Origin of the sequence: Hoeflea sp. CAU 1731, assembly GCF_039888615.1 — a bacterium.
Classification (GTDB): domain Bacteria; phylum Pseudomonadota; class Alphaproteobacteria; order Rhizobiales; family Rhizobiaceae; genus Flavimaribacter.
In genome coordinates, this window is sequence record NZ_JBDQQS010000010.1 from 79,675 (window position 1) to 91,547 (window position 11,873).

11 protein-coding genes are annotated in these 11,873 nt (G+C 59.1%); 6 read left to right on the plus strand and 5 right to left on the minus strand.

Annotation, left to right across the window (positions count from 1 at the left end; all coding sequences use genetic code 11):
• Window positions 1-81: 81 nt before the first annotated feature.
• Complete coding sequence (locus AAFN47_RS16830; protein ID WP_499810409.1) at window positions 82-1,455, plus strand: glutamate--cysteine ligase; 1,374 nt, start codon at window positions 82-84, stop codon at window positions 1,453-1,455.
• A 178-nt stretch (window positions 1,456-1,633) separates the two neighbouring features.
• Here AAFN47_RS16830 and AAFN47_RS16835 read toward each other — a convergent pair whose 3' ends face one another.
• A complete protein-coding gene (locus AAFN47_RS16835; RefSeq protein ID WP_499810410.1) occupies window positions 1,634-2,218 on the minus strand; it encodes an ATP-dependent metallopeptidase FtsH/Yme1/Tma family protein in 585 nt (194 codons plus the stop codon).
• Window positions 2,219-2,317: 99 nt separating this feature from the next.
• Between AAFN47_RS16835 and AAFN47_RS16840 the strand changes: the two genes are divergently transcribed.
• Window positions 2,318-3,115, plus strand: a complete 798-nt coding sequence (locus AAFN47_RS16840) for a DUF937 domain-containing protein (RefSeq protein WP_499810411.1) — start codon at window positions 2,318-2,320, stop codon at window positions 3,113-3,115.
• 153 nt (window positions 3,116-3,268) lie between these two features.
• On the opposite strand, the gene AAFN47_RS16845 is transcribed toward AAFN47_RS16840, so the two are convergent.
• Complete coding sequence (locus AAFN47_RS16845; protein WP_499810412.1) at window positions 3,269-3,547, minus strand: DUF1127 domain-containing protein; 279 nt, start codon at window positions 3,545-3,547, stop codon at window positions 3,269-3,271.
• A 214-nt stretch (window positions 3,548-3,761) separates the two neighbouring features.
• Between AAFN47_RS16845 and AAFN47_RS16850 the strand changes: the two genes are divergently transcribed.
• Entirely contained in the window at window positions 3,762-4,712 is a 951-nt protein-coding gene (locus AAFN47_RS16850; protein WP_499810413.1) for a LysR substrate-binding domain-containing protein, read from the plus strand.
• A gap of 63 nt (window positions 4,713-4,775) precedes the next feature.
• Window positions 4,776-6,344 carry an exodeoxyribonuclease VII large subunit gene (gene xseA / locus AAFN47_RS16855; protein ID WP_499810414.1) on the plus strand — a complete coding sequence of 523 codons (1,569 nt, stop codon included), beginning with the start codon at window positions 4,776-4,778 and terminating at the stop codon, window positions 6,342-6,344.
• Here xseA and mprF read toward each other — a convergent pair whose 3' ends face one another.
• From mprF to AAFN47_RS16870, 3 genes are all read right to left on the minus strand, one after another.
• The gene (mprF, locus tag AAFN47_RS16860) at window positions 6,345-8,945 is read right to left on the minus strand and encodes a bifunctional lysylphosphatidylglycerol flippase/synthetase MprF (RefSeq protein ID WP_499810415.1); all 2,601 of its coding nucleotides are present in this window, start codon (window positions 8,943-8,945) and stop codon (window positions 6,345-6,347) included.
• 152 nt (window positions 8,946-9,097) lie between these two features.
• Window positions 9,098-9,364 (minus strand): BrnA antitoxin family protein, encoded by a 267-nt coding sequence (locus tag AAFN47_RS16865; protein WP_499810416.1) that lies wholly within the window; start codon window positions 9,362-9,364, stop codon window positions 9,098-9,100.
• Between the two features lie 6 nt (window positions 9,365-9,370).
• Window positions 9,371-9,619, minus strand: coding sequence for a BrnT family toxin (locus AAFN47_RS16870; RefSeq protein ID WP_499810417.1), 249 nt, complete (start codon window positions 9,617-9,619; stop codon window positions 9,371-9,373).
• Window positions 9,620-9,758: 139 nt separating this feature from the next.
• On the opposite strand from AAFN47_RS16870, the gene AAFN47_RS16875 reads away from it, so the two are divergent.
• Both AAFN47_RS16875 and AAFN47_RS16880 read left to right on the plus strand, forming a co-directional pair.
• Window positions 9,759-10,670 (plus strand): NAD(P)-dependent oxidoreductase, encoded by a 912-nt coding sequence (locus AAFN47_RS16875; RefSeq protein ID WP_499810418.1) that lies wholly within the window; start codon window positions 9,759-9,761, stop codon window positions 10,668-10,670.
• 212 nt (window positions 10,671-10,882) lie between these two features.
• A complete protein-coding gene (locus tag AAFN47_RS16880) occupies window positions 10,883-11,872 on the plus strand; it encodes a TRAP transporter substrate-binding protein (RefSeq protein WP_499810556.1) in 990 nt (329 codons plus the stop codon).
• The last annotated feature ends 1 nt before the right edge of the window (window position 11,873 follow it).

The window sequence follows — 11,873 nt, forward strand, 5'->3', positions numbered from 1 at the left end:
ACGCCAATACGGTCCAAGCAGCACGGCAACAAACGTCACAACACTGTCACGGCCATGTGGCCCGAGTACCAGAGCTGACCCATGGCGCGAGATACGACCAACCAGACACCTGTATCGTCCATCGACGACCTCGTTTCCTACCTGGCGGATGGATGCAAGCCGCCCGAGAATTTCCGGATCGGCACAGAGCACGAGAAATTCGCCTTCTTCCGCGAAGACAACTCTCCGGTCCCCTATGACGGTCCGCGGTCGATCTCTGCTCTTCTGAACGGCATGCACGCGTTGCTCGGCTGGGAGCCGATCATGGACGCCAGCAAGATCATCGGTCTCGTCGAGCCGACCGGCATGGGCGCGATTTCACTGGAGCCGGGCGGCCAGTTCGAACTCTCCGGCGCGCCTCTGGAAAACATTCATCAGACCTGCCGCGAATCGAATGCGCACCTGGCGCAGTTGCGCGAGGTCGCAGAGCCGATGGGGATCGGCTTTCTGGGTCTCGGCGGCAGTCCGAAATGGACGCGGGCGGAAACGCCGCGCATGCCGAAATCGCGCTATGACATCATGACGAACTACATGCCAAAGGTCGGCAGCCAGGGGCTCGACATGATGTACCGAACCTGCACGATCCAGGTGAATCTCGACTTTTCGTCCGAGACGGACATGCGCCGCAAGATGCAGGCCTCTCTCAAGCTCCAGCCGCTGGCGACGGCGCTGTTCGCCTTTTCGCCTTTCACCGAAGGAAAGCCGAACGGCCTGCTTTCATGGCGTTCGAATATCTGGCGCGACACCGACAAGGACCGCACCGGCATCCTGCCCTTCGCGTTCGCGCCCGATTACGGCTTCGCCGACTATGTGGAATGGGCGCTGGACGCGCCGATGTATTTCGTTCTGCGCGACGGCAAATACCAGGACTGCACGCACGTCACCTTCCGGCAATTCATGGATGGCGCGCTGAAGGATGAACTGCCCGACGGCATGCCCAACATGGGCGACTGGACAAACCACCTTTCGACGCTGTTTCCCGAAGTGCGGCTGAAGCAGTTTCTCGAGATGCGCGGCGCCGACGGCGGTCCGTGGCGCAAGATCTGCGCTCTGCCTGCCTTCTGGGTCGGGCTTCTGTATGACGATACGTCACTGGACGCGGTGGAAGACCTCACGAAGGACTGGACCGTCGATCAGGTGCAGGCGCTGCGCGACACCGTTCCGGCCAAGGGGCTCGACGCGGAAATCCGCGGCGTCAGCCTGCATACGATTTCACGGGAGGTTCTCGGCCTGTCCCGGCAAGGCCTGCAACGCAGAGCCCGCCTCAACGACGACGGCAACGACGAGGCGCACTTCCTCGCGCCGCTCGAGGAAACTGTGGCGCGCGGCAAGACGGCCGCCGGCCTGTTGCTCGACCTCTACCACGGCAAGTGGCAGGAATCGGTGGAGCCGGTTTTCGAGGAATTCTCGTACTGATCGCACCAACGAGCGGTCTTTTCTTTGTCCTCGCCTGCTCAAACGCTATTGACCCGCATGTGCGGTGCGTCATCGCCTATGGCCCGCTCCAGCTCCTCCGGCTTCGCCTGTACGGAATTCAGTCAGACAACTGACTTCCTTTGTATATCGAAACCCCGATGATCCGGCAACCCGGTCGTCAGTCGCGCGAATGGCGGCTTGGCTCTATCCGGCCCTCGAGCGCGTCTATTCTGGCGTCTACCTTCCGCAGCAGATGCAAGGTCGGTCTGGTAAACAGTAACCAGAGGCCGACATAAAATATGAACACAGGCATCCAGGCAAGCACCAGTAAAAGGAGACCTGGGTCATCGTTGGCGACCGATATCATCACCTCTTTGTCGAGCAATTGGGATAGCAGGCTTCCAGGAACATTAGAACCCGGAACCTGCGTGACGACCGCCACTCCGCGCGCGCCTTCCGCCTCAATAATCCGGTCATGCAGCGTGACTCGCAAGATTTCTCCGCCGCGAACCATATCCACAAGTTCCGAGTAGGCGACGTTCTGAAAAACTCTCACCGACGGCTGCGAGAACAGATTAATGGTGAAAAAGAGCAAAATCACGACCCCGACAATTGCGAGACCCCATGACCAGACGGTCTTACTCATCATGTTCAAACTCATTTTTAGTTTATGCATCGCAGGAAAATTACAACTTTTAGTATTTTCTTCGGCCAGAATTGACAATAGCGGTGTTTGGCAAATGCGCATGCCGACCGCCTCCAATGAGAATATTCCGGCCCTTTCGCTTCATCCTTTCTGAACATATACTCGGCAGAATGCCTGCATGCATACGCAACAGGCAGCGAAAGGACGTGTCCAGCCATGCTACCGCTCTACGACATGATGATGCAGGCGCAAAATGGCGAGGCGATGCGGGTGATGGCGCGGCAATTCGGTCTGGACGATGACCAGGCCGCGCGTGCAATGGAAGCCCTGATCCCCGCCTTTTCGACCGGCCTGAAGCGTAACGCGGCCAATCCGTACACGATGATGGATTTCTGGCAGGCCTTCGCCGATCCGGGCCATACGCAATATTTCGAGAACATGACGAAGGCTTTCACGCCCAAGGGCATCGACGAAGGCAACCACATACTCGGCCAGTTGTTCGGCTCGAAAGAAATCAGCCGGGCGGTCGCCTATCAGGCCGCGCAGTTCTCGGGGTTAAGCCAGGAAATTCTCAAGCAGATGATGCCGGTTATCGCGGCCTCCATGATGGGCGGGCTCTACAAACAGGCGTCGAACGCATTCGGCGCAAACACCGCGCAGGGCGCAAACTTCTTTACCGACATGATGCAACAGATGACCGGGGTTCGGCAGAATCCGAAACCGAAGGAATTCGAGTATCCCTTCGTGACGATGATGGAGCAGATGTTCGGGGGCGGAAAAAAGCAACCGGAGAAAAATCCTGCCGCCGACAATCCGTTCATGAAGATGTTCGAGGACATGATGGCCGCCAGCACGCCCTCCTCCAAACCCGAACCGGAACCCGAGAAGTCCGCCAACCCTTACGACAAGCTTTTCGGGAATATGTTCGAGGCGGGAATAGAAATTCAGAAAGACTACCAGAAAAACATGGAGTCGATTTTCGACACCTATGTATCGGGCGCAAAGAAGCAATAGCCGGTTAAAAACCCGGCGACTGTCACACCAGCCGCCGGGAGGGAGCGGGCACAGGGCACGTGACCCGCGGGGAAAACATGGCGTCTGGCCGCTTTGCCGTTTCATCGCCCTTGCGGGCTAGCGCCGAACGGCGTCAACGGCCAGACATTCATCTTACAGAGGCAATGACCTGCGAGACCGCCGGCGCAGCGCGGCGCGCGTCAGTTCGTTCGAGTAATCATCGAATGCGCCGCCGCGAACGGCGTAGCGCACGTCATCACGCTGCAATCCGATATCCGCCAGCTGGTTGTCCGTAAACTCGAGCAACCGGTACACTTCGCGCCGGTTTCGATAGCGGCGCACGAAGGAGCCGACCGTATTCCAGTAGGCAGCGAAGCGACCTTTCGGCTTGAATGTCGCGTCGAGTAGCAATTGTGTCTGTCTGTCTGTCATGTCAGTCTCCTTTCCGCGCCTGCCTGTCAGATGCTGAAGGCAGGAAAACGCTGTGCTTCAGGTGGTTTCACCCAGTGAGTTGAATCCGATTGTTGGGGAACCTGCCTTGTCGACAACGGGGAGTCGTCGACAGGGCAAACATTTCAAACCTTGACTAATCAGTCCAGTGAATGTTTCTAATGTTTATGATCATCTTTTTTGATATGAGACCGATATGGCTGCGCCCCTCGACATCGACCAATTGAGAACATTCATCGCAATCGTCGACATTGGCAGCTTCACGCGGGCGGCGGAGGAGGTGAACAAGACCCAGTCCGCCGTCTCCATGCAGATGCGTAGGCTGGAAGAGCGGATCGGCAAGTCGCTTTTCGAAAAGGACGGCCGCGTGAACCGACTGACGGCGGAAGGCGAGCGGCTGATGCCCTACGCCCGCCGCATGGTGAGGCTGAGCAACGAAACGCTTGCGGCGTTCGACGACAATGCGCTGGCCGGCAGCATCAGGCTCGGAACGCCGGACGATTACGCCGACCGCTACATGCCCGACATTATCGCCCGGTTCGCAAAGACCAATCCAAATGTCGAACTGTCGATCATGTGCGAGCCTTCCCGCGATCTCATCGACCGGCTGGAGCGCAACGAGCTCGATATCGCGCTAGTGACGCACAGTCCGCGGAACTGGCGCTCGCGCATGCTGAGAGCGGAGCCGCTCCTGTGGGTGACCTCGATGGCGCATTCGGTGCACCAGAACAATCCGGTGCCGCTGGCCGTCGGAAGGCTCAGCTGCGACTGGCGGCAACTGGGATGCGCAGCGCTCGATTCGACGGGCCGCAAATACCAGATCCTTTTCACGAGCTTTTCCTCCACAGTCGTCGCATCGGCGGTGCTTGCGGGACTGGCCGTGTCCATCCTGCCGGAATCCGCGCTGAGGCCCGGCATGCGCATTCTGACAGCCGCAGACGGATTTCCTTCGCTGCCGTCAGCCGAAATCGGCATGATCCGGCGGGCCGGCGTTCCGACCGCGCTGATGGACGCCATCACCGAGCATGTCGCGGCGAGCCTCGACAACATCTCGAACACACCGGTTGACGAAGGCGGCGAGGCGACAGCATCCAACGTCATGCAGAACAATCGCATTCGAAACGAGTTGATGTTTTCGAGCTGGTAGGCTGGCGCGTTTCCTGGCGCCGGCGATCTTGACCTCGCCGCCCGAAACAGGCGCTATGGGACCATGTCGACACAGCAGACGAACGATTCGCCCAGCAATCTGACGGAATACACCGTCAGCGAGATTTCCGGTTCGATCAAGCGCACCGTCGAGGACGCTTTCGGGCATGTGCGCCTGCGCGGCGAAATTTCCGGCTTTCGCGGACCGCATTCGTCGGGACACGCCTATTTCTCCCTGAAGGACGATCGGGCGCGCATCGAGGCGGTGATCTGGCGCGGCGTATTCTCCCGACTGAAATTCAAGCCCGAAGAAGGCATGGAGATGATCGCGACCGGAAAGGTCACAACCTATCCGGGCTCCTCCAAATATCAGATCGTCATCGAGCAGCTTGAACCGGCCGGGGCCGGCGCCTTGATGGCGCTCCTGGAGGAGCGACGAAAGAAACTCGCCGCCGAGGGCCTGTTCGACGACGATCGCAAGCTGCCCCTGCCCTACATGCCCAGGGTCATCGGCGTCATCACCTCGCCGACCGGGGCGGTGATCCGCGATATCCTTCACCGGATCAGCGACCGCTTTCCAGTGCATGTCGTCGTCTGGCCTGTGCGCGTCCAGGGCGAAACCAGCGGACCGGAAGTTGCGGCCGCGATCAACGGCTTCAACGCTCTCGACAAGGACGGGGCCATTCCGCGGCCGGACCTGTTGATCGTCGCACGCGGGGGCGGAAGTCTGGAGGATCTCTGGGGCTTCAACGACGAAGAGGTCGTGAGAGCCTCGGCGGCGTCGAGCATTCCGCTGATTTCCGCCGTCGGCCACGAGACCGACTGGACCCTGATCGACCATGTCGCGGACCGCCGCGCTCCGACGCCAACGGGCGCGGCCGAAATGGCCGTTCCGGTCAAGGCGGACCTGGAAGCCAATCTCGCGGCGCTGGCCGCGCGCCACTCCGGAGGGCTGACGCGGCTTCTCGACGCCAGACGCCAGGCCGTGCGCGCGATGGCCCGCGCGCTGCCTTCCATCGACATGTTGCTTGCCCTTCCGCGCCGCCGCTTCGACGAGTCGGCCGGCAATCTCGGCCGGGCGCTGCAACTGAACACGGCCAACAAGAGACGCGACTTCGAACGCCGCGCCCAGCGGATAACGCCGGAATCCCTGTTGCGGAGGTTCCTGCAGAAGCGTCAGCGCATCGGCGAACTGGCGAACGCCTATGACCGGCGCGTCGAGCGCATGCAGGACCGGCTCGCAGGAAGGCTGTCCAACGCGGCAAGCCGTCTTTCGCTAAGGCCAGCGCTCGCGCGCATTGACCACGGACGCACAGGCCTGCAGGGCCTTGCCGGACGCGGCGACAAGGCGATCTCGCTGCTTTCCGAAAGACAACGCCGCCGTCTGAACGAGGCGGGGCGATTGCTTGATTCCATGTCCTACAAGAACGTCCTGCAGCGCGGCTACGCCGTTATTCGCGACGCCGGCGAGAACGTAGTGGACAAGGCGGCGGCGCTATCTTCCGGCGACGCTGTGTCGATCGAGTTCAAGGACGGTCGCGTCGACGCCTTCACAGCCGGCGGACCATCCGGAAAGGCGAAATCGAAACCCGCCGTCCGGAAGAAACCGGCAGGACAGGGCAGCCTGTTCTGATCACTTCTTGAGCACGCCCAACCGGCTGCCGGAAATCAGCGCTGTGATGTCGAGCAGAACCTGCGGCGCGGCCAAGCCTCCGGGACAAGCCAGATAGTTCGGCGTCCAGACCGGATCGAATTTCTGCTTGTAGGACCGTAATCCCTCGAAGTGGTAGAAATCTTCGCCGCGTTTGTAGATCTGCGTTCCGATCCGGTTCCAGGTCGTGGCGAGCGGGTGATCCGCGAGGCCGGCAAGCGGCGCGGCGCCGAGATTGAACCAGCGGTATTGATCCGATTGCGCGTAAAGCAGCAATTCGGCAAAGAGATAATCCATCACCACGTTGGAGGCGCCGGGGACGGAGCGCATCAGGTCGATCGCCATTTCCTCGCGGTCGGATCCACGCAGGATGTTGGCGAACGCGATAATCTCCTCGTCGCGCCAAATGACGGCCATGTCGAAATTCAAGAGATAGGCCTCATCGAAACTTCCGAGCGCAAAGCGTTTTTCGCTTCCCGACTTACCGTCCAGCCAGGCGTCCGAGACCCGGCGCAGAGACGGCAAGTGGGGCGAGACCCAGGAAGCCGGAACGATTTCGAATGACAGGCCCTCCTTCCTGGCGCGCCGCTGCGCATGCCGCAGATCTTTTTTGCCGTGCCCTTGAAGCGTAAAGCCTGCGAGATCGACCCGGGCGACCTCGCCGATCTTCAAAACCGACAAGCCCATATCGACGTAAAAAGGCAAATAATCGGTTCCAACGGCGTAAAAGGCCGGGCGATAACCTTCGCGATCGGCCAATTCCCTGAACCGCCAGGCCAGATTTTCTCCCTCGCCGCGATCTCCCACCGGATCTCCCTTGGCGACCAGCGTACGGCCGCTCGCGCCGTACATGAGAAAGGCGTTCTCCTGCGGAGAGATCAGAAACGACTTGTCGCCGAGCAGCGCAATGGTCGTCTCGGACTTGGGCGACTGCGCCACCAGTTCGCGCACGATTTCCGGAATCGCTTCACCCGGGCCAATCGTGAGGGCGCGCCTGTTGAGCATCATGAAAAGACCGATCGCAAAGACCGCCACAACCATGACAAAAGCCGAACGCAGGAAACGCGATGCGTCGCTGTCCCAGCCGAATCGCCACCAGACATCGCTGGCGAACGCGGCGTTGCGATAGGCGAAGAAACCGAGCCAGACAGCAGACGCAAGCGTGACGAGCATCAGCATCAACCAGAACGGCGTGAGTGCGAGAAAAGAGTCTCCTGACCGGCGATGGAACGCCTCTCGAAACGGAAGAAGCACCAGGAAGACGACGACGAGGCCGGCCGCCAGATAGAGGTTCAGCCCCTTGCCGAGCGCGAAAAGAGCGCCAGCAAGCAGAAGCCCGAGAACAGCGTAATATCCGCTGCGACGGCGTCTGAGCAACGCATGAGCAATGATGATCAGAGCCAGTCCGACAAGGCTCGCCAGCATATGGGACGATTCGAAAACCGCCAGCGACAGGTTGGACTTGAGCCATTCATGCCCGGACGAGCCAACCGGGATCGACCCGGACAGCATCAGCGCGAAGCCGGCGGCGAAGGTCAGTCCGGCGGCAAGCGGCGGCAGGAGCGGCTGCGTCACCCGGCCAATCTCGCCGACGCCGCCCTTAATGGCGCGTCCGCCATTGAAAAGCTCTGTCGCCAGCATGACGAAGACGACCGGAACGACCGGAACGATATAGTAGATCACCCTGTAGAGAACGAGCGCGCCGAGCACGTCAGGTCTTCCGCTTGCGCCCAGCCCGGCGATCACCGTCGCGTCGAATACGCCGAGGCCGCCCGGCGAATGGCTGGCGGTGCCCAGAATGACCGCCGATATGTAAACGATGAAGAAGCTTCCCGGAGATCCTGCGATATCGGCAGGCAGCAACACGTAAAGCGTTGCGGCCGACGCGCCGACATCGACGAAACCGGCGCAGAGCTGCAACAGGCCGACGCGCAATCCAGGCAAAGTGACTTGCATGCCGCGAAACGCGATGCGGCGAGAGCCTGTCGCAATCCAAACAAAATACGCCAGGAACACGATCAGAATGAAGACGCCTATTGCGCGCAACACGAAAACCGGGATGGGCAGGAGTTGATGGACGCCTTGCGGCTGAAACGCCAGCGCGCAACCGATCAGCGATCCAACGCCCAGCCAGAGACACATCCATGAAAGAAAGATGATCTGGCCAATGGAGGAAAACTCTATTCCGCCGCGACTGTAGATGCGGTAGCGCAAGGCGCCGCCGGTCAGGACGTGAAAACCGATGGCGTCCGACAGCGCGAAACCGGCGACGCCCGCCCAGGCGGCCGTGCGCAGTCGAATTCTTCCAGGCGCAACCAGCCTGACGGCCATCATTTCATAGCAGGCAATGGCGGTGAAGCTGGTCATCATGGTCAGGAACGCAAGAACGATCGACCGCGTCGGCGTCTCACGAATGTCGTCCATGACCTGCTGCAGAGAGACGTTTTCTGTAAACCTGTGCAGCACATAGAAAGCGAATGCGATCAGAAAGATCGCGACGAGGGCTGTCAGGACGTGCAGAAGGTTTCGTCTTTTGGCGATTGCCTGCATGCCGCCCAGGATACCCGATAACAAACCACTCACCCCGATAATCGCTTGATTTTAAATTTTTATCGCAGTTTCACTAAGAGAGCGCAATCTCGCCAGTTCAATCAATGACTCACTGTCTGGTCAAGAACAGCACAATCGCCTCTGTTGATTGATCCCTATCGAAAACTGCACTGCTCAATTACCGATCAGGATTTCGTCTGATGCGTCTGAACGTAGGCGCTCAAAACGGCAGCCATGCGAGAGGTGTAGCCCTTGGGATTTTCCCTGTTGAAGAAATTGACCACATCTTCTGACAACCTCAGTGAAACGTTGGGCTTGGTTCTGGGCGGTGATATTTTCGCATTTTTCCAGAAATTGTCATCAAGTTCCGGTATATCACTTGTATCAATCTCACTATCCGGCAAGGCTGCGATTTCCTCAGTGGTCAAAGGTTTTTCGTATTTCTTTTTCATATATTTTTATCTTCTTTCTAAGCGCTGGCCTTGCTGAAATAGTCCGGCAAACACCTTCTCTCTCAGTGTGCGCCCCAACGAGAATTGCCGTTCCATCAACCATTCCAAGGCTAATTTCACGCACTTCTCCATACTCAAATCGCTCATCAAGCCAACCGACGTCCATCCGTCGAAGATCTTCTGCGCCTGCTCAAAGCTAACGCCATGCTTTGCGATGTTCCGGCGATTTTTGTCTTCATCCCATTCAAATTCCATCAATGTCTCACATCAATTCAAACACTCCATAGTTTCCATGAATTCTGTCTGGCTATCCAGATTGTCGGACAACCGCTTGAAGACGGGGTCATGATTGAATAGGCATGGTCGGAACAATTCCGATTGGCGGACAGACACAATGACCGAGGAACAGAAGAGGCCGACCATAGCGCTTATTGGCTTTGGAGAGGCGGGCGCGGCTTTTGCGGAAGGGTGGCGCGGCGACGGCGTCGACACTGAGATCCGCGCCTTCGACATCAAGACTCAGTCAAACGACGCCAAAATCGCTCGCGACAAGTGGCAAGCCTATGGTCGCTGGCAGGTAACAGGCTTCGCCGATTTGCCCGCAGCGCTCGCCGAGGCGCCCGTCATCTTTTCGCTTGTCACAGCCGACCAGGCTGAAACAGCCGCCGCGGACGCCGCGCCTCTTCTTGATGAAGGCGCGGTGTTTTTCGATTGCAATTCCTGTTCGCCCGGCGCCAAGCGGCAATCGGCGGCGCGCATGGAGGCGCGCGGCGTCCGCTATGTCGACACGGCGGTGATGTCGCCCGTGCATCCGAAACTTCACAAGGCGCCGGTGCTTTTAAGCGGCCCGCACGCGATCGAAGGACTTGCGATCCTCGAACAACTCAACATGTCGCCAAAGCTGGTTGAGGGCGACATCGGTCGCGCATCGTCAATCAAGATGATCCGCAGCATCATGATGAAGGGGCTGGAGGCGCTGGTCCTCGAATGCGTTCTTTCCGGTTGCAAGGCGGGCGTGGACGACGAGGTGCTGAGTTCGCTCGATGTGACCTATCCGGGCTTCGACTGGAAGGGCAAGGCGGCTTACATGATGGAGCGGGCGCTGACCCACGGAAAGCGCCGGGCCTCGGAAATGCGCGAGGTCGCAAAAACCGTCGAGGAACTCGGCTTTTCCCCAAGGATGGCGGACGCCACGGTGTTCTGGGAACAGTTCGCGGCCGATCTGGAGCTCGACACGAGCGCGATGCCAATCGATGACTACCGTTTTCTTGCGCACACTATTCTTGAGCGCAAACCATCGTCCTGAGGCATAATTCGATCAACGTGTAAAACCATTTGTACTTTCGTACAATTTCGCTAATTTCGGCGACGTGTAACAGTGGGAGATGACACGATTGTTTCAGGATGTAAGATTTATACGCTTCTGCTAATGTAAGCTCAAAGTGTCAAAATGGGAGGAAACCAATGCGATTGACCAATTCAATCAAGACACTCGCCGCTGCGTCCGTTGTCGCCATCATGGCGGTTCCGGGAGCCATGGCGCAGGAATACACCTTCAAACTTCACCACCTTCTCGGCGCCAAGGCGCCCGCGCAAACCCAAATGCTCGAGCCCTGGGCCAAGCAGGTCGAGGAAAATTCCGGCGGCAAGGTCAAGATCGAGATCTATCCCGCCATGTCGCTCGGCGGTCGTCCTCCAGAGCTTGTCGGCCAGGCCCGCGACGGCGTTGTCGATCTGATCTGGACGGTCAACGGATACACGCCAGGCCTGTTTCCGCGCACGGAAGTGATGGAACTGCCGTTTGTCTACGTGAACGACCCGGTCGCCACCAATCTGGCGCTCTACGACATGTTCGAGGATGACCTGAAGGACGAGTACAAGGGCCTTGAGGTCATGTTCCTGCATGTTCATGCCGGTCAGGCGATCCACATGCGTGACAAGGAAGTGCGCAAGCCCGAGGACCTGGAAGGCATGAAGATGCGCATCCCGACCCGCACAGGCGCATGGATCATTGAGGCGCTGGGCGCAGCACCAGCGGCTATGCCGGTGCCGGAACTGCCGCAGGCGCTATCCAAGGGCGTCGTCGACGGCGCCTTCATTCCCTGGGAAATCATTCCTCCGCTAAAGATCCAGGACCAGACCCAGTATCAGATCGAAGGCGCGGACATGGCCCGGTTCGGAACGACGACGTTCCAGGTCTCTATGAACAAGGATCGCTGGGACAGCCTTCCCGACGACATCAAGAAGGCCTTCAAGGATGCGTCCGGACCGGAATGGTGGGCGGAAGTCGGAGAAATCTGGCGTAATTCCGACGACTTCGGCATCAAGATCGCCGTCGATGCGGGCAACGAGCATATCGTGCTCACAGAAGAGGAAACCGACGCTTTCCGCGAGAAGCTGGAGCCGGTCGTCGACCGCTGGGTCGAGGAAGTGAGCGCGCAGGGTATCGATGGCGCCGGCCTCGTCGAGAAGGCCCGGACACTCATAGACCAACACAGCCAGAACTAGC